Here is a 20,843-nt window from a genome sequence, read left to right on the forward strand (position 1 = left end):
CGCCCGCCCCTAGAAATCGGAGAACACACCACATGACAACGACGTCAGCGACGTCGACGCGCGGTGGAGCGCGCGTCCACGTCCAGCGCTTCGGCACCTTCCTCTCGGGAATGGTCATGCCGAACATCGCGGCCTTCATCGCCTGGGGCTTCATCACGGCCCTCTTCATCCAGACCGGATGGCTCCCGCTCCTCGGCATCGACGCCACCTGGGTCCAGCAGTTCGGCGGCTGGAGCACGGATCCCGACGTCGTCAATACCGGCCTCGTCGCCCCGATGATCACCTACCTCCTCCCGCTCCTCATCGCGAACACCGGCGGCCGCATGGTCTACGGCGCCCGCGGAGGCGTGGTCGGCACCATCGCGACCATGGGCGTCATCGTCGGCGCCGGCATCCCGATGTTCATCGGCGCCATGATCATGGGCCCGCTGTCGGCGTGGCTCATGAAGAAGGTCGACTCGATCTGGGACGGCAAGATCAAGCCCGGCTTCGAGATGCTGGTCAACAACTTCTCCGCCGGAATCCTCGGCCTCCTGCTCGCGCTCCTCGCCTTCGCGGGCGTCGCGCCGCTCGTGGTCGGCCTCTCGACCGCCCTCGGCGCGGGCGTGGAGTTCCTGGTCAACGCGGGTCTGCTCCCGCTGACCTCGCTCTTCATCGAGCCGGCGAAGATCCTCTTCCTGAACAACGCCATCAACCACGGCATCCTCACGCCGCTGGGCGTGCAGCAGGCGGAGGAGGCGGGCAAGTCCTACCTCTTCCTCCTCGAGGCCAACCCCGGCCCCGGCATGGGCGTGCTCCTGGCCTTCGCGTTCTTCGGCGTCGGCGCGGCCCGCGCCTCGGCTCCCGGCGCGGCGATCATCCACTTCATCGGCGGCATCCACGAGATCTACTTCCCGTACGTGCTGATGAAGCCGGCGCTGCTCGCGGCCGTCATCCTCGGCGGTGCGACCGGTGTCGCGACGAACGTCGCGTTCAACTCCGGCCTCCGCGCCCCCGCCTCGCCCGGCTCGATCATCGCGGTGCTCCTGCAGACCGCGAACGACAGCTTCCTCGGCGTCATCCTCTCGGTGATCCTCGCGACCGCCGTGTCGTTCCTGGTGGCCTCGGTCATCATCCGGTCCGGCCGCAAGCGCGACCTGGCCGCGGAGCAGGAGGGCGACGACAAGCTCGCCGCCGCCGTCGCCGCCAACGAGGCGAACAAGGGCAAGGAGAGCGCCGTCGGCTCGCTCATCAACGCCCGCGGCGCCAACGCTCCGCAGGACTCGGCCGGCGCCTCGACCGCGGGGGCCACGGCCACCGCGACCCAGGTCCGGAACATCGTCTTCGCCTGCGACGCCGGCATGGGCTCGTCCGCGATGGGCGCCTCGGTGCTGCGGAACAAGATGAAGAAGGCGGGCTTCGAGGACGTCACGGTCACCAACAAGGCGATCGCCGCTCTCGAGGACGACGTGGACCTGGTCATCACCCAGGCCGAGCTCACGGAGCGCGCCCGCCAGCGCACCCCGGGCGCGATCCACGTCTCCGTGGACAACTTCATGAACAGCCCGAAGTACGACGAGGTCGTCTCGCTGGTCGCGGAGCAGCACGGCAAGTAGTACGCCAACCATTCGGAGGGAACCCGTAGGGTGCGACAGGGCGGACACGCTCCGCTCGCCCCTGCGGGTTCCCTCGCTGTCAGCACCTCCACGGAAGGACGCACCCCATGAGCGACGTGCTCACCATCGGACAGATCGACGCCTCCGGCACCGCCACCACGAAGGAGGCCGCCATCAAGGAGGCCGCCGACATGCTGGTCGGCGTCGGCGCGGTCACCCCCGCCTACTACGAGGCCATGCTCGCCCGCGAGGCGACCGTCTCGACCTACATGGGCAACCTGCTCGCCATCCCGCACGGCACCAACGACGCGAAGGACGAGATCCGCTCCTCCGCCCTCTCGTTCGTGCGCTATGCGCAGCCGATCGACTGGGACGGCAACGAGGTGCGCTTCGTCGTCGGCATCGCCGGCGTCGACAACGAGCACCTCGAGATCCTCTCCAAGATCGCGATCATCTTCTCGGAGGAGGACGAGGTGCAGAAGCTCCTCGACGCCCCGGACGCGCAGTCGCTCTACAGCCTGCTGGGCGAGGTCAACTCCTGATGCCCACCGCCGTCCACTTCGGCGCCGGCAACATCGGCCGCGGCTTCGTCGGCCTGATCCTGCACGGCGCCGGCTACGAGCTCGTCTTCGCCGACGTCAACTCCGAGCTGATCGGCCGCCTCGGCGCTGCCGACAGCTACGAGGTGCACGAGGTGGGGGAGGAGGCGGCCACGCACGTCGTCGACCGCTTCCGCGCGATCGACTCGGCCGCCGACGAGGAGGCGCTCGTCCGCGAGATCGCCGCCGCCGACATCGTCACCACGGCCGTCGGCCCGAACATCCTGCGCTTCGTCGCCCCCGTGATCGCGAAGGGCCTCGCGGCCCGCGACGAGTCGGCGCCGCGGCTGGCGGTCATGGCCTGCGAGAACGCGATCAACGCCACGCGCCTCCTGCAGACCGAGGTCGCCGCGAACCTCGGCGCGGACGAGTGGGAGCGCCTGCGCACCCGCGCCGTCTTCGCCGACACCGCGGTGGACCGCATCGTCCCGAACCAGGACCCGGGCCAGGGCCTGGACGTGACGGTGGAGAGCTTCTTCGAGTGGGTCGTCGACCGCACTCCGTTCGAGGGCACCGAGCCGGAGATCCCGGGCGCGACCTGGGTCGACGACCTCGAGCCCTTCATCGAGCGGAAGCTCTTCACGGTGAACACCGGCCACGCGACGGCCGCCTACACCGGCTTCGCGGCCGGAGCGCACAAGCTCTCCGACGCGCTGGCGATGCCCGAGGTGCACGACGCGGTCAAGGCCGCGCTCGAGGACACCAAGGCGCTCATCGTGGCCAAGCACGGCTTCAGCGACGAGGAGCAGCAGGCCTACCTCGAGAAGACGCTGAAGCGCTTCGCCAACCCGTACCTGACCGACACGGTCGACCGGGTGGGACGCCAGCCGCTGCGGAAGCTGTCGCGGCACGAGCGCTTCATCGGACCGGCGGCCGAGCTCGCCGAGCGCGGGCGCACGCCGGAGGGCCTTCTCACCGCGATCGGCGCCGCGCTGCGCTTCGACGTGCCCGAGGACCCCCAGAGCGTGGAGCTCCACGAGAAGCTGGCCGCGCTCACCCCGGAGGAGTTCGTGGCGGAGGTCACCGGCCTCACGGCCGAGCATCCGCTCTTCGACCGGGTCGTGGCGGTCGTCCGCGGCTAGTCCCGTGGCCGCACGGCGGTGAACGACGACGAGGTCCTCTGCTTCCCGCGGGGGACCTCGTCGTCGTCTGCGGCGGCTCGGGCGGAGCGCTAGAACAGCCGCCAGCGGGTGAGCGGCCAGGCCACGGCGAAGACGCGTCCGGTGACCCTGTCGATCGGCACGGTCTTCACGCACGTGTCGATCGGCCCGCCGGCGCCGCGGCACTCGCCGAGCGAGTCGTTGGAGTTCGACCGGTGGTCGCCCAGGACGAAGAGGGAGCCCTCGGGGACGGTGTACTCGTCGAAGCAGCGGAGGGACGCGGGGCTCGTCGTGCAGTCGAGGGTCCCGGGGGTGAAGGGGAAGTCCTCGAACACGTAGGACTCGTCCAGCGGCTTCCCGTCGACCAGCACGTGCCCCTCGGCGTCGCAGCAGGAGACGGTGTGGCCGCCCTCGGCGATCAGCCTCTTGACGAGGAACTCCTCGTGGGAGGGGCCGATGCTGGTGACGTCGCCGAAGGTCTTCACGATCTCGGAGAGGGGGCTGCCGGCCTCGTCGCTCGCGCCCCAGTCGGCGTCGCGCGAGAAGACGACGATCTGCCCCTCCTCCGGCCCGCCCTGGAGGGCGAGGGTGCGGTCGACCAGGATGCGGTCGCCGAAGAACCCGCCGCCCTGGAGGGTGTTCTCCATCGAGCCGGTCGGCACCGTGTACACCTTCACGAAGAAGGTCTGCACCAGGGCGATGACCGCGATCGCCGCCAGGATCGTCACCACCGGGTGCGAGTACCAGCTCCGCCTCGCGGTCGCTGACCTCGTCGTGCGCGCCATGTGCTCTCCCTCCGGCTCGACGGAGCCAGCCTAGGCGGCGGCGGACGCGGGGCCCGGCAGGGGGCGCGCGTCGGGCGCGGAGGCGGAGGAGGGGGCGACACGCCCGAGGTGGCGGAACGGCCGCGATTCGCGTAGCATCGACCCTTGGTGTTTTGCGCGTGCTCCGGCATGCCCGCGAACCCCGATCCGGGCTCTCGCCCGGTGGTGGATCGTCGCGGAAACATTCGCACGACCAGTACACACACTACTTCCGAACGACAGTGAGGCTATGGCCAAAAAAGACGGTGTCATCGAAATCGAAGGTGCGGTTGTCGAGGCGCTCCCCAACGCGATGTTCCGCGTGGAGCTGACCAACGGACACAAAGTTCTCGCCCATATCTCGGGCAAGATGCGTCAGCACTACATCCGGATCCTTCCCGAGGACCGGGTGATCGTGGAGCTGAGCCCCTACGACCTGACCCGCGGCCGGATCGTCTACCGCTACAAGTAGACGTTCGCTCCGCTGACGTTCGCGACGTGCGTGTCCTGTAAGGAACGGCCCCGGCATCCGCCGGGAGCACGACGCCAGCGAAAACAAGGACAAGAACAATGAAGGTCAACCCCAGCGTCAAGCGCATCTGCGACCACTGCAAGATCATCCGCCGCCACGGCAACGTGATGGTCATCTGCAGCAGCAACCCCCGCCACAAGCAGCGCCAGGGCTAGTCCCGCTGCTTCCGCGAGGGAGCGCAGGGGCGGCGTGCCGCCCCATTGCACAACTGAACACACCCGCAGCACCAGAAATCGCGCAGCACCCCGGCGACCCCGGGGTGGACGGCGAGGACACCTTCGGTCGGAGGCCGAGGCACCGGTGCTGCTTCACACCTCCACTCACTCACAGGAGAAGCCACAATGGCACGTCTGGCAGGAGTAGACATCCCGCGCGAGAAGCGCGTGGAGGTCGCACTGACCTACATCTACGGTGTCGGCCGCACTCGCGCGCTCAAGACCCTGAGCGACACCGGGATCGACGGCAACATCCGCGTCAAGGACCTCAGCGACGACCAGCTCGTCTCGCTCCGCGACTACATCGAGGGCAACTACAAGGTGGAGGGCGACCTCCGCCGCGAGGTCGCCGCCGACATCCGCCGCAAGGTCGAGATCGGCTCGTACGAGGGCCTCCGCCACCGTCGCGGCCTCCCGGTCCGTGGACAGCGCACCAAGACGAACGCGCGCACCCGCAAGGGACCCAAGCGCACCGTCGCCGGCAAGAAGAAGGCCGGCCGCAAGTAACGCGGGCGACACGGACCTAGAGGAGATACAGAATTGGCTACCCCCAAGTCGGCCGCGCGCAAGCCGCGCCGCAAGGAGAAGAAGAACATCGCTGTGGGCCAGGCCCACATCAAGTCGACGTTCAACAACACCATCGTCTCGATCACCGACCCCTCCGGGGCCGTCATCAGCTGGGCCTCGTCCGGCGGAGTCGGCTTCAAGGGCTCGCGCAAGTCGACGCCGTTCGCCGCCCAGCTCGCCGCCGAGTCGGCCGCGCGCCAGGCTCAGGAGCACGGCATGAAGAAGGTGGACGTCTTCGTGAAGGGCCCCGGCTCGGGTCGTGAGACCGCGATCCGCTCGCTCCAGGCCGCAGGCCTCGAGGTCGGCTCGATCAACGACGTCACCCCGCAGGCGCACAACGGCTGCCGCCCGCCCAAGCGTCGTCGCGTCTAAGCAGCACTCGCAGCCGTCGGCCGGCCGCACGAACCGCCTCCGGGCGGGGAGTGCGGCCGGCCGGCGGATCGCGCATTTCTTTCACAACTCCACACCTCGCAAACGCACGTGTCATATAGCGGACACGTGATCGAAAGGAATCATCAGTGCTTATCGCACAGCGTCCGACGCTCACCGAGGAGAACATCTCGGAGTTCCGTTCCCGCTTCGTCATCGAGCCCCTCGAGCCCGGCTTCGGCTACACGCTCGGCAACTCGCTGCGTCGCACCCTGCTGTCCTCCATCCCCGGCGCCGCTGTCACCAGCATCCGGATCGACGGAGTCCTGCACGAGTTCACGACCGTCCCGGGCGTCCGCGAGGACGTCACCGAGATCATCCTGAACATCAAGGGACTCGTCGTCTCCTCCGAGCACGACGAGCCGATCACCGCCTACCTGCGCAAGCAGGGAGCCGGCCAGGTCACCGCCGCGGACATCTCGGCTCCGGCCGGTGTCGAGATCCACAACCCGGAGCTCGTCATCGCCACGCTGAACGACAAGGCGAAGTTCGAGCTCGAGCTCACGATCGAGCGCGGCCGCGGCTACGTCTCGGCGACCCAGAACCGCAGCGAGTTCTCCGAGGCCGGCCAGATCCCGGTCGACTCGATCTACTCGCCCGTGCTGAAGGTCACCTACCGCGTCGAGGCCACCCGTGCCGGCGAGCGCACCGACTTCGACCGCCTGGTCGTGGACGTGGAGACGAAGGCCGCGATCTCGCCGCGCGACGCCATCGCCTCCGCCGGACGCACGCTGACCGAGCTGTTCGGTCTCGCCCGCGAGCTGAACAACGCGGCCGAGGGCATCGAGATCGGCCCCGCGCCGGTCGACGCGGTCCTCTCGACCGAGCTGTCCATGCCCATCGAGGACCTCGACCTCTCGGTGCGCAGCTACAACTGCCTCAAGCGCGAGGGCATCAACAACGTCAATGAGCTCGTCGCCCTCTCGGAGACGCAGCTCATGAACATCCGCAACTTCGGTCAGAAGTCGGTGGATGAGGTCAAGGAGAAGCTGACGGAGCTCGGCCTGTCGCTCAAGGACTCGGTCCCCGGGTTCGACGGCGCCCACTTCTACAGCTACGACGACGAGAGCATCTAGGTCCTCCGCTCCGGAGCCCCGGCTCCTCGCGTCCGACCTGCTGACACCCCTTTAGTACTGGAGTAAACCCATGCCCAAGCCCACCAAGGGCCCCCGCCTCGGAGGCGGACCCGCACACGAGCGCCTGCTGCTGGCGAACCTGGCCGCGGCCCTGTTCACGCACAAGAGCATCAAGACGACCGAGACCAAGGCCAAGCGCCTTCGTCCCCTCGCCGAGCGCCTGGTGACCTTCGCCAAGCGCGGCGACCTGCACGCCCGCCGTCGCGTCCTCGCGACGATCGGCGACAAGTCGGTCGTCCACGAGCTCTTCACCGAGATCGCTCCGCTCGTCGCCGAGCGCGAGGGCGGCTACACCCGCATCACCAAGATCGGCCCCCGCAAGGGAGACAACGCGCCCATGGCCGTGATCGAGCTCGTCCTCGAGCCCGTCACGCCCAAGGCGAAGAAGTCGCGCACCGCCACGGCGCCCGTGTCCGCTCCGGTGGACGAGGCCCCCGCCGAGGAGACCACTGCCGAGGAGACCCCCGTCGAGGAGGCGCCCGTGCAGGACGCTCCCGTCGAGGACGCCGCGCAGGACGCTCCTGTCGAGGAGACCGGCGCGACCAAGTAGTCACGCCCCCTCTGCCGAGAGCCCTCCGTCCCCTCCGGGGCGGGGGGCTCTCGTCGTTCCACGGGGCCGAGTGGCGCGAATCGTCGCTTACGATGGCACGGCTGCGCTCGTCGGGTGCGGCCGCGTCACGACCGGCGCTCCCGGGGTCCGCCCCGACGATCCTCGGAGGACTCCTGTGCGACTGCCCTCCTCGGCTGCTGCGGCGCTCCTCGCCCTGGCACTCGCCGGCGGAGTGAGCGGCTGCGCCTCCGGCGAGGTGATCGACGTGCCGGAGTCGGCGGGTCTCGCGAGCACGCCTCCGGTACCGTCGGCCGCACCGACCGTGTCCTCCGTGCCCTCCGTGCCGTCGAGCGAGGGCGTGGACTGCGCGACCGCACTCCCCGCCTCCCTGGTCGAGCAGGAGGCCGGCTCGACGGCGGGCACCGTGTCGATCACCGCCGCGGGAGACACGTGCTCCTACGCCGTCGACGGCGGCGACCCGGTCGTCGTGCTGACGCTGCACCGCGGGCCCCTCGTCGAGACCTTCACCGGTGCGGGCGAGGCGCTCGGCGCCGTGCCGGTCTCGCTGGGCACGGCCGCCTACGCGGTGCAGGGCATCGCCTCCGCTCCCTCCGAGCTGGCCGTGCTCGCAGGCGGCGGGGAGGCGCGGATCGTCTCCTCGGTCGGCGAGCAGTCGACGCTGGTCGGCTAGGCGGTCTCGGCCCTGGCGGCCGTCGACGTCCCGCTCGCGGTCGCCTGAGCCGCGACCACGGCGCGCTCTAGACTCGTCTGATGCACCGCGTCCGCCTCGACCTGGCCTACGACGGCTCGCACTTCTCCGGGTGGGCCAAGCAGCCCGGCCTCCGCACCGTGCAGGGGGTGCTCGAGGAGTCGCTCGCCCTGGTGCTGCGCTCCGAGCAGCACCCGACCGTGACGGTCGCCGGGCGCACCGACGTCGGCGTGCACGCCAGCGCCCAGGTCGCCCACGTCGACCTCACCCCCGAGCAGTGGGGCCGCATCAGCACCGGCCGGCGCCGACCGGGGGAGGAGCCGTTCCCGCCCGCGTCGATCCTGGAGCGGCGGCTCCGCGGGATCCTCGGGCAGTACACCGACGTCTCGGTGCACCGGGTGACGGAGGCGCCGGAGGGGTTCGACGCGCGGTTCTCGGCGCGCTGGCGGCGGTACGAGTACCGGCTGGCCGACGCCTCCTCGATGCGCCACCCGCTCGACCGCACGTACACCACCTGGATCACTGACTCCCTCGACCTCGACGCGATGTCGGCCGCGGCCCGCTCGCTCCTGGGCCTGCACGACTACGCGTCGTTCTGCCGTGCCCGCGCAGGGGCCACCACCATCCGGAGCCTGCTCGACTTCACCTGGGAGCGAGACGCCGACGGAGTCCTGCACGCCCACCTGCGCGCGGACGCCTTCTGCCACAGCATGGTGCGGGCCCTCGTGGGGGCGTGCGTCGCGGTCGGCGCCGGGAAGCTCGAGGCGGGGGCGGTCCCGCTGCTCCGGGACGCCGCCAGACGGACCAACGCGTTCGCGGTGATGCCGGCCCGCGGCCTCATCCTCCGCGAGGTCGACTACCCCGAGGACGACGCACTCGCCGAGCGGGCCCTGCTCACCCGGGCGAAGCGCACCGTGCGGACCGAGGGGCCGGACCCGGAGGACTCGGAGTGAGGCGAGGGCGCGCGACCGCGCCCCGCGACCCGTGGCGGCTCGGGTCGCACCTCCCGCCGCCGGAGCCCCTGCCGCCACGATCCGTGCTTGGCCGCACGGGGGCTTTGCTGTAATGTCGACCCTTGGTGTTTTCGGCCGTGTGCCGAGCGCCCGAAGTTGAGCCCTCCACCGGATCGGTTCGGCCCCCTCGCGGGTCGAACGGCCACGGAGCGGGATCCACGAACACCTCACTCCGACCAGAAAGCAGCACTCACGTGACTCGCACTTTTTCTCCGAAGCCGGCTGACGTCCAGCACGACTGGATCGTCATCGACGCGTCCGACGTCGTGCTCGGCCGTCTCGCCACCCACGCCGCGGCGCTCCTGCGCGGCAAGCACAAGGCCACCTTCGCGCCGCACATGGACATGGGCGACTTCGTCATCATCGTCAACGCGGAGAAGGTCGCCCTCACCGGCCAGAAGCTCCTTCAGAAGAAGGCCTACCGCCACTCCGGCTACCCGGGCGGCCTCTCGGCCACCACGTACGCCGAGCTCCTCGAGAAGAACCCGGTCCGCGCCGTCGAGAAGGCCATCCGCGGCATGCTCCCCAAGAACTCCCTCGGCCGCGCCCAGCTGCGCAAGCTGAAGGTCTACACGGGATCCGAGCACCCCCACGCGGCCCAGCAGCCGCAGGCGTACGCCTTCACCCAGGTCGCCCAGTAGGCTCCGGCCCTCCCCGACATCCCAGACTTCGAAGACAAAGGATCACCTACACCGTGGCGAAGATCGCAGACCAGATCGACGTGGCTCCCGAGAGCTACTCCACCGAAAGCCCGGCCACCGAGGCGTCCACGACGCCCCGCGCCGTCCTCAACGTCTCCGGCGCAGCCGTGGGCCGACGCAAGCAGGCCATCGCCCGCGTGCGCCTCGTCCCCGGCAACGGCGGCATGACCGTCAACGCCCGCGAGTTCGCGGAGTACTTCCCCAACAAGCTGCACCAGCAGCTGATCACCGACCCCTTCAAGGTGCTCGACCTGATCGGCTCCTACGACGTGGTCGCCAAGATCACCGGCGGCGGCCCCTCCGGCCAGGCCGGCGCGCTGCGCCTCGCCATCGCCCGTGCCCTCAACGAGATCGACCGCGAGAACAACCGCGCGATCCTGAAGAAGGCGGGCTTCCTGACCCGCGACGCCCGCGTCATCGAGCGCAAGAAGGCCGGTCTCAAGAAGGCCCGCAAGGCGTCCCAGTTCTCGAAGCGCTAGTCGACGCGGCCTGACGGCCGCACGACCAGCAGCTCGAGAAGGGACTGCGCACCATGCCGCGCCTGTTCGGAACAGACGGCGTCCGTGGCCTCGCTAATCGCGAGGTCACGGCCGACCTGGCTCTCGGCCTCGCCCAGGCGGCCGCCCGTGTACTCGGAGCGGCCGCCCGGGCCGAGGGCCGTCGGCCCGTCGCCGTGCTCGCCCGCGACCCCCGCATCTCCGGTCAGTTCATCGGAGCCGCGGTCGCGGCGGGTCTCGCGAGCGCTGGAGTCGACGTGCTCGACGCCGGCGTCATCCCGACGCCCGCCACCGCCTACCTCATCGCCGACGAGAACGCCGACTTCGGCGTGATGATCTCGGCCTCGCACAACCCCGCCGCCGACAACGGCATCAAGTTCTTCGCCGCCGGCGGACGCAAACTCCCGGACGAGCTCGAGAACCGCATCGAAGCGGCCCTCGGAGTCCCCCCGCTCACGCCGACCGGAGCCGACGTCGGCCGCATCACCCGCTTCTCCGACGCGGAGGACCGTTACGTCCTTCACCTGCTCGGATCCCTCGAGGGCACCCGTCTCGACGGCCTGCACGTGGTCATCGACTGCGCGCACGGCGCCGCCGCCGGCATCTCGCCCCAAGTGTTCACCGACGCCGGAGCGACCGTCACCGTCATCGGCAACGACCCCGACGGCCTCAACATCAACGACGGAGTGGGCTCCACCCACCTCGACAACGTCGCCGACGCCGTCCGCGCGGCCGGCGCCGACATCGGCATCGCCCACGACGGCGACGCCGACCGCTGCCTCGCAGTGGACGCCCAGGGCCGCATCGTCGACGGCGACCAGATCATGGCGATCCTCGCGACAGCCATGGCCCGCCGCGGCGCCCTCCGCGACGACGTCCTCGTGGCCACCGTCATGAGCAACCTCGGCCTCAAGCTCGCCATGCGCGCCGCCGGCATCCGCGTCATCGAGACCGCGGTCGGCGACCGCTACGTCCTCGAGGCGATGAACGACGGCGGCTACTCGCTCGGCGGGGAGCAGTCCGGCCACGTCATCATGAGCCGCTACGCCACCACCGGCGACGGCGTGCTCACCGGCCTCCAGCTCGCGGCCGAGATGGCCCGGACCGGACGCACGATCGCCGACCTGGCCGCCGTCATGTCCGTCTTCCCGCAGACCCTCCTCAACGTGCGCGGCGTCGACCGCGAGGGCGTCCGCGACGACGAGGTCATCGCCTCCGCCGTCGCCGACGCCACCGCCGAGCTCGGCAGCGACGGCCGTGTGCTCCTGCGCCCCTCCGGCACGGAGCCGATGGTGCGCGTCATGGTCGAGGCGAAGACGCAGGAGACGGCCGACCGCCTCGCCGAATCGCTCGCCGCGGTCGTGCTCGAGCGGCTGCGCTCTTAAGGAGCCGCTCCCTGCGCGGCTCCTCGCGGTCGGCCTGGAGAGGTGGTCGCGATGGGTGGAGCGGGGTGCGTTCGCCGCGCGGGAATCGCTTGGCACGCGATTCCCACGACGGCTCGTGGGTTGGGCCGCTCCCTGCGCGGCTCCTCGCGGTCGGCCTGGAGAGGTGGTCGCGATGGGTGGAGCGGGGTGCGATCGCCGCGCGGGAATCGCTCGGCACGCGATTCCCACGACGGCTCGTGGGTTGGGCCGCTCCCTGCGCGGCTCCTCGCGGTCGGCTTGGGGAGGTGGTCGCGATGGGTGGAGCGGGGTGCGTTCGCCGCGGGTGAATCGCTTGGCACGCGGCTGTGTTCGTTGCGGGGCCGCTCCCTGCGCGGCCCCTCGCGGTCGGATTCGCGAGGTGGTTGCGATGGGTGGAGCGGGGCGCGTTCGCCGCGGGTGAATCGCTTGGCACGCGATTCCCACGACGGCTGTGTTCGTTGAGGGGCCGCTCCCTGCGCGGCCCCTCGCGGTCGGCTTCGCGAGGTGGTTGCGATGGGTGGAGCGGGGCGCGTTCGCCGCGGGTGAATCGCTTGGCACGCGATTCCCACGACGGCTGTGTTCGTTGCGGGGCCGCTCCCTGCGCGGCCCCTCGCGGTCGGATTCGCGAGGTGGTTGCGATGGGTGGAGCGGGGTGCGTTCGCCGCGGGTGAATCGCTTGGCACGCGATTCCCACGACGGCGGTGTTCGTTGAGGGGCCGCTCCCTGCGCGGCCCTTCGCGGTCGGCTTGTGGAGGTGGTCGCGCTGGGTTGAGCGGGTCGCGGTCGCCGCGCGGGAATCGCTTGGCACGCGATTCACGCGGACGGCTGTGTTCGTTGCGGGGCCGCTCCCTGCGCGGCTCCTCGCGGTCGGCTTGTGGAGGTGGTCGCGCTGGGTGGAGCGGGTTGCGGCCGCCGCGCGTGAATCGCTTGGCACGCGATTCCCGCCGACGGCTCGCGGGTGGTCCCGAGCCTGCACCGATCCTGCGGTGGAGGGGTTCGAGGAGGTCGGTGGCTGCGCGGTGCGCGCGGCGGCGAACAGCGACCGGGGGCGCGGTCAGATCTTGCGGAGGAGGACCGAGGAGACCGTGTGATCGGCCTGCTTGCGGAGGACCAGGCTCGCGCGGGAGCGGGTGGGGCGCACGTTCTGCAGCAGGTTCGGCTCGTTGATCGCGGCCCAGATGCTCCGCGCGCGCTCACGGGCCTCGTCCGGACTGAGCGCCGCGTAGCGGTGGAAGTAGGAGTTCGGATTCGCGAACGCGCCCTGCTGCAGGGTGAGGAAGCGCTCCTCGTACCAGCGCGCGATGTCGCTGGTCCGGGCGTCGACGTAGACGGTGAAGTCGAACAGGTCGCTGACCGCCAGGCCGTGACCGGGCACCGGCGGCTGCAGCACGTTCAGGCCCTCGACGATCAGCACGTCCGGCCGCCGCACGACGATCTCGGCGTCGGGGACGATGTCGTAGGAGAGGTGCGAGTAGAACGGCGCGCGCACCTCCGCGGCCCCGCCCTTCACCTCCGAGACGAAGCGCAGCAGCGCCCGCCGGTCGTACGACTCGGGGAAGCCCTTGCGGCTCATCAGACCGCGGCGCTCCAGCTCGCGGTTGGGCAGCAGGAAGCCGTCGGTGGTCACCAGCTCGACGCGGGGCGTGTCCTCCCAGCGGGCGAGCAGCTCCCGCAGCAGGCGCGCGATCGTCGACTTGCCCACCGCGACCGACCCCGCGACGCCGATCACGAACGGAGTCGGCTGCGCGCGCTCCCCGAGGAACGTGCTCGTCGCGCGGTGCAGGTGCCGCGCGCCACCGGCGTACAGGCTCAGCAGGCGCGAGAGCGGCAGGTAGACCTCCGCGACCTCGGAGAGGCTCAGCCGGTCGCCCAGCCCCCGCAGCTGCACGACCTCGGTCTCCGTTAGCGGCAGCTCCGTGGTGCGGGCGAGCTCGGCCCAGTCGGAGCGGACGATCTCGACGAAGGGGGAGGGGTGCGCGTCGCGTGCGGGATCGCGAGGAGACGACGGCATGGGGACCGATCCTAGCGTCCGCCCCGCCGGGTGCCCGACGCCGCGGGAGGCGCCTCCGCGCCGCTTAGAATCGAGCGCATGTGTGGAATCGTTGGATACGTCGGTGAGCGCGACAGCCTGGCCGTGCTGCTCGGGGGCCTGAAGCGTCTGGAGTACCGCGGCTACGACTCGGCCGGCGTGGCCGTGATCGACGCCGACGGGCAGCTCGACAGCCGCAAGCGCTCGGGCAAGCTCAGCGTCCTCGTCGACGACCTCGAAGCGCACCCGCTGGCCGAGGGCACCACGGGCATCGGCCACACCCGCTGGGCGACGCACGGCGGCCCGACCGACCGCAACGCCCACCCCCACCTCGCGGACGAGGGCAGGCTCGCCGTCATCCACAACGGCATCATCGAGAACTTCCAGCCGCTCAAGGAGCAGCTGCTCGCCGAGGGCGCTGTCTTCGAGAGCGAGACCGACACCGAGGTCGCCGCGCACCTGATCGCCCGCGAGTACCGCCGCACCGGCGACCTCGTGCTCGCCTTCCAGGCCGTCGTCGCGCACCTCGAGGGCGCGTTCACCCTGCTCGCCCTGCACCAGGACCAGCCCGGCGTGGTCGTCGGCGCGCGCCGCAACTCGCCGCTCGTGATCGGCCTGGGCGACGGGGAGAACTTCCTCGGCTCCGACGTCGCGGCGTTCGTCGAGTTCACCCGCCGCGCGGTCGCCATCGGCCAGGACCAGATCGTCACGATCACCCCGGAGCTCGTCACGGTGACCGACTTCTTCGGCAACCCCGTCGAGACCGAGCCGTTCGAGATCGCCTGGGACGCGTCGGCGTCCGAGAAGGGCGGCTGGTCGAGCTTCATGGCGAAGGAGATCACCGAGGGCCCCGAGGCCGTCGCGAACACGCTCCGCGGCCGCATCCACGAGGGCGCGATCACGCTGCCCGAGCTCGACGCGCTCGGTCCGGTGCTGACGGAGATCGACCGCATCACGATCATCGCCTGCGGCACGGCCGCCTACTCGGGCATGGTCGCCAAGTACGCGATCGAGAAATGGGCGCGCGTCCCCGTCGAGGTCGAGCTCAGCCACGAGTTCCGCTACCGCGACCCGGTGCTCACCCCGCGCACCCTCGTCGTCTCGATCAGCCAGTCCGGTGAGACGATGGACACGCTGATGGCGGTCAAGTACGCCCGCGAGCACGGCGCCAAGACGCTCTCGGTCTGCAACACCCAGGGCGCGACGATCCCACGCGAGTCGGACGCCGTGCTCTACACGCACGCGGGCCCGGAGGTGGCGGTCGCCTCGACCAAGGCCTTCGTCGCCCAGATCGCGGCGCTCTACCTCTTCGGGCTGCACCTGGCCGCGGTGCGCGGTGCCGCCTCCACCGAGCTCGTCGCCTCGCAGGCGGCCCAGCTCGCCGCGATCCCGGAGAAGCTCTCCCGCGTGCTCGACGCCTCCGACGACATCGCCCAGCTGGCCGGCTGGATGGCCGACACCCGGGCGGTGCTGTTCCTCGGCCGCCACGTCGGCTACCCGGTGGCGCTCGAGGGTGCGCTGAAGCTCAAGGAGCTCGCCTACATCCACGCCGAGGGCTTCGCGGCGGGCGAGCTCAAGCACGGCCCGATCGCACTGATCGAGCCGGGCCAGGTCGTCTTCGTGATCGTGCCGAGCCCGAGCGAGTCGTACGAGCTGCAGCGCAAGGTGATCTCGAACATCCAGGAGATCAAGGCCCGCGGCGCCCGCGTCATCGCGATCGCGGAGCAGGGCGATACGGCCGCGATCCAGATCGCCGACGAGGTCGTGCCGATCCCGCTCGCCGACCCGCTGTTCGAGCCGCTGCTCGCCGTCACCCCGCTGCAGATGTTCGCGATGGAGCTCGCCGCCGCCAAGGGCCTCGACGTCGACCAGCCGCGCAATCTCGCCAAGTCGGTCACGGTCGAGTGATCGAGCCGTGATCGTGGGGATCGGGGTGGACGTCGTGGACCTCGCGCGCTTCGAGCGCTCGCTGACGCGCACGCCCCGGCTCCGCGACCGGCTGTTCGCCGAGAGCGAACGCTCGCTCCCTGTCGCCTCGCTGGCGGGCCGCTTCGCCGCCAAGGAGGCGCTGATCAAGGCGCTCGGCGACTCCGTGGGCGCCCGCTGGCACGACATGGTCGTCGAGCGGGACGAGCACGGGAATCCGTCCTTCGCGCTGCACGGCCCGGCCCGGGCGGCCGCGGAGGCGCGGGGGATCACGCGCGTGCACCTCTCGATGACGCACGACGCGGGCGTGGCCTGCGCGTTCGTGGTGGCCGAGTCGTGAGCGTCCCCGCGTCGTACCGCGAGGCGGTGATCGACGTCGACGCGATGGCGGCGAACGCCGCGCGTCTGCGCGAGCTCACCGGTGCCCGACGGCTCATGGCCGTCGTCAAGGCCAACGGCTACGGGCACGGCGCCCTGGCCGCGGCGCAGGCGGCGCTCGACGGCGGCGCGGACGCCCTCGGCACCGCGGAGCTGCGGGAGGCCGTGGCCCTGCGCGAGGCAGGCGTCGTCGCTCCGATCCTCTGCTGGCTGCACGACCCCGGCGAGGACTTCGACGCGGCGCTCGAGCACTCGATCGACGTCGCCGTCTCCTCCGTCGACCAGCTCGACACGCTCGCGCAGTCGGCGGAGGACCGCGGCGTGCGCGCGGCCGTGCAGCTCAAGGTCGACACGGGCCTCAGTCGCAACGGCGCCGCGGAGGAGGAGTGGCCGCACCTGGCGGAGGCGCTCGCCCGTCACAGCGCTCGCGGCACCGTCCACCTCACCGGGCTGTTCTCGCACCTGTCCAACACCTCGCGCGAGGACGACCTCGCCCAGCTCGCGCTCCTCCGCCGCGCCGAGGCCGTGCTGGCGGCGCACGGGGTGCAGGCGCCGGTCCTGCACCTCGCGGCGACGGCGGCGGCGCTGCGCCTCCCGGAGGCCCGCCTCGACATGGTGCGCAGCGGCATCGCCCTCTACGGACTCTCGCCGTTCGAGGACGAGACCTCGCTCCAGCTCGGGCTCGTCCCGGCGATGACGCTGCAGGGCCGCGTCGCCGGCGTCCGCCGGGTGCCCCACGGGACCGGCGTGAGCTACGACTACACCTGGCGGGCCGAGGGCGGGACGACCCTCGCGCTCGTGCCGTTCGGCTACGCGGACGGCATCCCGCGGAGCGCCTCCGGCGTCGCGGAGGTCTCGATCGGCGGCCGCCGCCACCGGATCGCCGGGCGGGTCGCGATGGACCAGTTCGTCGTCGACGTGGGGGATGCGAGCGTCGCGACGGGCGACCCGGTGACGCTCTGGGGCGACCCGACGACCGGCGTCCCCTCGGTGGACGAGTGGGCGCGGTGGTGCGGCACCATCAACTACGAGCTGGTCACCCGGCTCGGGCCGCGGGTCCAGCGGCGGCTGCTGAGCGCGGCGGACGGCCGTGCCTGAGCGCTCCTGGTTCGCGGACCGCGTCGTCGAGGTCGCCGATCCGGAGGCCATGGCGGAGCTCGGCCGCGAGCTCGGCCGAGTGCTGCGCGCCGGCGACCTGCTGGTGCTGACCGGGCCGCTCGGCGCGGGCAAGACGACCTTCACGCGCGGGCTCGGCGAGGGCCTCGACGTGCGGGGTCCCGTGACGAGCCCCACCTTCGTGATCGCGCGGACGCACCCGCCGCTGCACGACGGGCCGCCGCTCGTGCACGTCGACGCCTACCGCGTGGGCTCGCCGGTCGAGCTCGACGACCTCGACCTCGATCCGGCGCGCTCGGTGGTCGTCGTGGAGTGGGGCGCCGGGATGCTGGACGGCGTCGCGGAGTCCTGGCTCGACGTGGTCATCGAGCGGCCGACCGCCGGCTCCGACGCCGAGGAGGGCGAGGAGCCGATCGAGCCGCGGACCGTCCGCTTCCGCGGCACCGGCTGGAGCTGAGCCCGCGGGTACCCTGGACGCGTGCTCCTCGCGATCGACACCTCCTCCGGAACCTCCGTCGCCGTCGTCGACTCCGCGGGCGCCGTGCGCTCGGAGCGCACCGAGACCGACACCATGCGCCACGCGGAGGTGGTCGGCCGGCTGATCCAGGAGGCGCTCGAGGCGGCCGACGTGGCTCCCGGGGGCATCGAGGCGGTCGCCGTGGGCATGGGCCCCGGCCCCTTCACCGGCCTCCGGGTCGGGATCGCCGCCGCCCGGGCCTTCGCGCTCGGCCGCGGCGTCCCCACCCTCCCCGTGGTCTCGCACGACGCGATCGCTCTCGCCGCGCTGCGGCACGGGCGCGCCGCGGGCTTCCTCGTCGTCACCGACGCCCGTCGTCGCGAGCTGTACTGGAGCGCCTACGACGGGCTCGACGATCAGGGACTCCCCGTCCGCCTCGCCGGCCCGGGCCTGGACAAGCCGCCGGCCCTCCCGCATCCGGAGCTCCCGCGCCTGGAGGCCGAGTCGGTCTCCGCCGGCGAGCTCGGAGTCGTGGCCGCCCGCCTGCGCGCGGCCGGTCGGCCCGGTGCCGCGGACGAGCCCCTCTACCTCCGCTCGCCCGACGTCACGCTGTCCGCCGGCCCCAAGCGGGTGACCGCATGAGCGAGGCCGTGCTCCGCGACGCGCAGGCGGACGACCTCGACGCTGTCATGGCGATCGAGGAGTCCGAGTTCGCCGGCGACGCCTGGTCGCGCGGGATGATGGCGGAGGAGATCCGGAGCCGTCACACCCGGTACCTGGTCGCCGAGCAGGACGGCGAGGTGGTCGGCTACGCCGGGCTCCTCTGCCCCGTCGGCGCCCACGAGGGCGACGTGCAGACGATCGCGGTCGTCGCCCGGGTCCGCCGCACCGGCCTCGGCCGCCGACTGCTGCGCGCGCTCCTCGAGGCGGCCGGCGAACGCGGCGCCCGCGAGGTCTTCCTCGAGGTCCGCGCCGACAACCCCGCCGCGCAGACCCTCTACCGCTCGGAGGGCTTCGAGGAGATCGGCGTCCGCCCCGCCTACTACCAGCCCGACGGAGTGGACGCGATCGTGATGCGCCGGCCGCCGACCCCGACCCAGGAGACCCCGTGAGCACCGGACCCCTCGTCCTCGGCATCGAGACCAGCTGCGACGAGACGGGGATCGGCATCGTCCGCGGCACGACGCTTCTCTCGAACACCATCGCCTCCTCGATGGAGGAGCACGCCCGCTACGGCGGCGTCGTGCCCGAGGTGGCCGCCCGGGCGCACCTGGAGGCGCTCGAGCCCGCCCTGCACGCGGCGCTCTCCGAGGCCGGTGTCGCGCTCGGTGACCTGGACGCGATCGCGGTCACCAGCGGACCGGGACTCTCGGGCGCCCTCATGGTCGGCGTCGGAGCGGCGAAGGCGCTCGCCGTCTCGCTCGGCCTGCCGCTCTACGCCGTGAACCACCTCGTCGGCCACGTGGGAGCCGATGTCCTCCGTGCAGACGGCAGCGAGGGCAGCCCCGTCGAGGTGCCGACGATCGCGCTGCTGGTCTCGGGCGGGCACACCTCGCTCCTGCACGTGCGCGATCTGGTGTCGGACGTCGAGCTGCTCGGCGAGACCATCGACGACGCCGCCGGCGAGGCCTTCGACAAGGTGGCGCGAGTCCTGGGCCTGCCCTATCCGGGCGGACCGCAGATCGACCGGGTGGCGGCGGACGGGGACCCGAAGGCGATCCGCTTCCCCCGCGGGCTCAGCCTGCCGAAGGACCTCGAGCGCCACCGCTACGACTTCTCGTTCTCAGGGCTGAAGACCGCGGTCGCCCGCTGGGTCGAGAAGCGCCAGGACGCGGGGGAGGAGGTGCCCGTGGCCGACGTCGCGGCGAGCTTCCGCGAGGCGGTCGCCGACGTCCTGCTCACGAAGGCGCTCGCCGCCTGCCGCGACCGGGGCGTGCCGCGCCTCCTGCTCGGCGGCGGCGTGGTCGCCAACGCCCGGGTGCGCGCGCTGGCGGAGGAGCGGTGCGCGGCCGCGGGAGTGACCCTGCGGATCCCGGCGCTCTCGCTCTGCACCGACAACGGCGCGATGATCGCCGCACTGGCGGCGCAGCTGATCGAGGCGGGGCATCCGCCGTCGGGGCTCGGCTTCGGGGCCGACTCGACCCTCCCGGTCACCGAGATCCAGGTCCGCTGAGGCCTCTACCGGGCGGCGGCCGGGCCGCGCAAGCGCCGTCCAGCTTTTTGACAGGCGGATCGTGCCACTGCCACTCTTGGCCGCATCCGCTCGTTCCTGACCCTGGGGGATTCCATGACCACTCCGTACACGCCCGCGTCCGACCGCTACAACATCCTGGCGATCATCGGCTTCATCGCCTCGTTCTTCGTCTCCATCGTGGGCATCGTGCTGGGCTTCATCGCCCTGTCGCAGATCAAGCGCACGGGGGAGAAGGGCCGCGGCCTCGCCCTCGCCGCCGTCATCATCGGCTTCGTCGCGATCATCATCACCATCATCTCGTTCGTCGCGCTCTTCTCGATCGCGGCGACCATGCCCTCGACCGGGTACTGATCGACACGCCTCCGAGGCTCGGGGGCGCCCGCACCACCAGGAGGACACCGTGACCGACGACACCGCGCCCGGACCGCAGACCGGACCGGCTCCCGCGCCGTTCGCCCCTCCGCTCGGCGAGCCGTCGGCGGCCTACCCGCCGCCGACGGCCGCCGCCGATCCCTACCCCGGTCTCCCGCCCCGCCGCCCGCCGATGAATCCGCTCGCGGTCGCGGCTCTGGTGTGCGGACTGCTGGGGCTGGCGCCCGCCGCCATCGTCCTCGGCCACATCGGCTTCGCCCAGGCCCGGCGCTCCGGACAGCGCGGCCGCGGTCTCGCGGTCGTCGGCTTCGTGCTGGGCTACCTCGCGATCGTCCTCGCGGTGATCGCCTACCTCGCCTGGACGGCCTTCGTGGGCGACCTGCGCGACGGCGGGTACCTGCCCGCGTGAGCGGACGGAACCCCTCCGCCGCCGCCCGGGTGCTGGCTAGACTCGCGCCATGAGCGACGACAGCACCCGTCCCGGCCCCGGCTCCGACGAGCAGCACGGCTCCGTCCCGGTCC

General features: G+C 71.6%; 25 protein-coding genes. 23 read left to right on the plus strand and 2 right to left on the minus strand.

The genetic code is table 11. From position 1 onward, the window contains the following. Positions 1-32: 32 nt before the first annotated feature. The 3 genes from C5C29_RS16365 to C5C29_RS16375 all read left to right on the plus strand — a co-directional run bounded on the left by C5C29_RS16365 (position 33) and on the right by C5C29_RS16375 (position 3,276). Positions 33-1,595 carry a PTS mannitol transporter subunit IICB gene (locus C5C29_RS16365; RefSeq protein WP_104224995.1) on the plus strand — a complete coding sequence of 521 codons (1,563 nt, stop codon included), beginning with the start codon at positions 33-35 and terminating at the stop codon, positions 1,593-1,595. A gap of 107 nt (positions 1,596-1,702) precedes the next feature. Next, entirely contained in the window at positions 1,703-2,137 is a 435-nt protein-coding gene (locus tag C5C29_RS16370; RefSeq protein WP_104224996.1) for a PTS sugar transporter subunit IIA, read from the plus strand. Continuing rightward, a complete protein-coding gene (locus C5C29_RS16375; RefSeq protein ID WP_104224997.1) occupies positions 2,137-3,276 on the plus strand; it encodes a mannitol-1-phosphate 5-dehydrogenase in 1,140 nt (379 codons plus the stop codon). Before C5C29_RS16370 ends, C5C29_RS16375 begins: the two co-directional genes overlap by 1 nt. An 89-nt stretch (positions 3,277-3,365) precedes the next feature. On the opposite strand, the gene lepB is transcribed toward C5C29_RS16375, so the two are convergent. Next, the gene (gene lepB, locus C5C29_RS16380; protein ID WP_104224998.1) at positions 3,366-4,079 is read right to left on the minus strand and encodes a signal peptidase I; all 714 of its coding nucleotides are present in this window, start codon (positions 4,077-4,079) and stop codon (positions 3,366-3,368) included. A gap of 268 nt (positions 4,080-4,347) precedes the next feature. Between lepB and infA the strand changes: the two genes are divergently transcribed. The 11 genes from infA to glmM all read left to right on the plus strand — a co-directional run bounded on the left by infA (position 4,348) and on the right by glmM (position 11,831). Next, the gene (infA, locus tag C5C29_RS16385) at positions 4,348-4,569 is read left to right on the plus strand and encodes a translation initiation factor IF-1 (protein WP_022883252.1); all 222 of its coding nucleotides are present in this window, start codon (positions 4,348-4,350) and stop codon (positions 4,567-4,569) included. Positions 4,570-4,667: 98 nt separating this feature from the next. After that, positions 4,668-4,784, plus strand: coding sequence for a 50S ribosomal protein L36 (gene rpmJ, locus C5C29_RS16390; RefSeq protein WP_055787164.1), 117 nt, complete (start codon positions 4,668-4,670; stop codon positions 4,782-4,784). Positions 4,785-4,970: 186 nt separating this feature from the next. After that, on the plus strand, positions 4,971-5,351 hold the full coding sequence (gene rpsM, locus C5C29_RS16395; protein WP_068251511.1) for a 30S ribosomal protein S13: 381 nt from the start codon (positions 4,971-4,973) through the stop codon (positions 5,349-5,351). A 33-nt stretch (positions 5,352-5,384) separates the two neighbouring features. Beyond that, entirely contained in the window at positions 5,385-5,783 is a 399-nt protein-coding gene (gene rpsK / locus C5C29_RS16400; RefSeq protein WP_055787170.1) for a 30S ribosomal protein S11, read from the plus strand. A 146-nt stretch (positions 5,784-5,929) separates the two neighbouring features. Beyond that, entirely contained in the window at positions 5,930-6,916 is a 987-nt protein-coding gene (locus tag C5C29_RS16405) for a DNA-directed RNA polymerase subunit alpha (protein ID WP_104224999.1), read from the plus strand. A gap of 70 nt (positions 6,917-6,986) precedes the next feature. Further along, positions 6,987-7,526, plus strand: a complete 540-nt coding sequence (rplQ, locus tag C5C29_RS16410) for a 50S ribosomal protein L17 (RefSeq protein WP_104225000.1) — start codon at positions 6,987-6,989, stop codon at positions 7,524-7,526. A 175-nt stretch (positions 7,527-7,701) separates the two neighbouring features. Beyond that, complete coding sequence (locus tag C5C29_RS16415) at positions 7,702-8,217, plus strand: hypothetical protein (RefSeq protein ID WP_104225001.1); 516 nt, start codon at positions 7,702-7,704, stop codon at positions 8,215-8,217. An 80-nt stretch (positions 8,218-8,297) separates the two neighbouring features. Next, positions 8,298-9,188: a tRNA pseudouridine(38-40) synthase TruA gene (locus C5C29_RS16420; protein WP_104225002.1), complete on the plus strand. Its 891-nt coding sequence runs from the start codon at positions 8,298-8,300 to the stop codon at positions 9,186-9,188. A 254-nt stretch (positions 9,189-9,442) separates the two neighbouring features. Then, positions 9,443-9,889, plus strand: a complete 447-nt coding sequence (gene rplM / locus C5C29_RS16425) for a 50S ribosomal protein L13 (RefSeq protein WP_104225003.1) — start codon at positions 9,443-9,445, stop codon at positions 9,887-9,889. A 53-nt stretch (positions 9,890-9,942) separates the two neighbouring features. Continuing rightward, positions 9,943-10,428 (plus strand): 30S ribosomal protein S9, encoded by a 486-nt coding sequence (rpsI, locus tag C5C29_RS16430; protein WP_104225004.1) that lies wholly within the window; start codon positions 9,943-9,945, stop codon positions 10,426-10,428. Positions 10,429-10,481: 53 nt separating this feature from the next. Beyond that, a complete protein-coding gene (gene glmM / locus C5C29_RS16435) occupies positions 10,482-11,831 on the plus strand; it encodes a phosphoglucosamine mutase (protein ID WP_104225005.1) in 1,350 nt (449 codons plus the stop codon). Between the two features lie 1,072 nt (positions 11,832-12,903). Here the strand turns inward: glmM and coaA are convergent. Next, entirely contained in the window at positions 12,904-13,860 is a 957-nt protein-coding gene (coaA, locus tag C5C29_RS16445; protein WP_104225007.1) for a type I pantothenate kinase, read from the minus strand. A gap of 78 nt (positions 13,861-13,938) precedes the next feature. On the opposite strand from coaA, the gene glmS reads away from it, so the two are divergent. The 9 genes from glmS to C5C29_RS16490 all read left to right on the plus strand — a co-directional run bounded on the left by glmS (position 13,939) and on the right by C5C29_RS16490 (position 20,730). Beyond that, positions 13,939-15,786 carry a glutamine--fructose-6-phosphate transaminase (isomerizing) gene (gene glmS, locus C5C29_RS16450; RefSeq protein WP_104227413.1) on the plus strand — a complete coding sequence of 616 codons (1,848 nt, stop codon included), beginning with the start codon at positions 13,939-13,941 and terminating at the stop codon, positions 15,784-15,786. A 7-nt stretch (positions 15,787-15,793) separates the two neighbouring features. Then, the gene (locus tag C5C29_RS16455; protein ID WP_104225009.1) at positions 15,794-16,144 is read left to right on the plus strand and encodes a holo-ACP synthase; all 351 of its coding nucleotides are present in this window, start codon (positions 15,794-15,796) and stop codon (positions 16,142-16,144) included. Beyond that, positions 16,141-17,280, plus strand: coding sequence for an alanine racemase (alr, locus tag C5C29_RS16460; RefSeq protein WP_104225010.1), 1,140 nt, complete (start codon positions 16,141-16,143; stop codon positions 17,278-17,280). Before C5C29_RS16455 ends, alr begins: the two co-directional genes overlap by 4 nt. A gap of 49 nt (positions 17,281-17,329) precedes the next feature. Further along, on the plus strand, positions 17,330-17,755 hold the full coding sequence (gene tsaE, locus C5C29_RS16465; RefSeq protein WP_104225016.1) for a tRNA (adenosine(37)-N6)-threonylcarbamoyltransferase complex ATPase subunit type 1 TsaE: 426 nt from the start codon (positions 17,330-17,332) through the stop codon (positions 17,753-17,755). A gap of 21 nt (positions 17,756-17,776) precedes the next feature. Then, positions 17,777-18,397 carry a tRNA (adenosine(37)-N6)-threonylcarbamoyltransferase complex dimerization subunit type 1 TsaB gene (gene tsaB / locus C5C29_RS16470; protein ID WP_104225011.1) on the plus strand — a complete coding sequence of 207 codons (621 nt, stop codon included), beginning with the start codon at positions 17,777-17,779 and terminating at the stop codon, positions 18,395-18,397. After that, positions 18,394-18,867, plus strand: coding sequence for a ribosomal protein S18-alanine N-acetyltransferase (gene rimI / locus C5C29_RS16475; protein WP_104225012.1), 474 nt, complete (start codon positions 18,394-18,396; stop codon positions 18,865-18,867). The genes tsaB and rimI overlap by 4 nt, the downstream gene beginning before the upstream one ends. Next, entirely contained in the window at positions 18,864-19,928 is a 1,065-nt protein-coding gene (gene tsaD, locus C5C29_RS16480; RefSeq protein WP_104225013.1) for a tRNA (adenosine(37)-N6)-threonylcarbamoyltransferase complex transferase subunit TsaD, read from the plus strand. Before rimI ends, tsaD begins: the two co-directional genes overlap by 4 nt. A 114-nt stretch (positions 19,929-20,042) precedes the next feature. After that, entirely contained in the window at positions 20,043-20,300 is a 258-nt protein-coding gene (locus C5C29_RS16485) for a DUF4190 domain-containing protein (RefSeq protein WP_104225014.1), read from the plus strand. A 49-nt stretch (positions 20,301-20,349) separates the two neighbouring features. Continuing rightward, positions 20,350-20,730: a DUF4190 domain-containing protein gene (locus tag C5C29_RS16490; protein ID WP_104225015.1), complete on the plus strand. Its 381-nt coding sequence runs from the start codon at positions 20,350-20,352 to the stop codon at positions 20,728-20,730. The last annotated feature ends 113 nt before the right edge of the window (positions 20,731-20,843 follow it).

It is taken from the genome of Rathayibacter sp. AY1H2, assembly GCF_002931985.1.
Lineage (GTDB): Bacteria > Actinomycetota > Actinomycetes > Actinomycetales > Microbacteriaceae > Rathayibacter.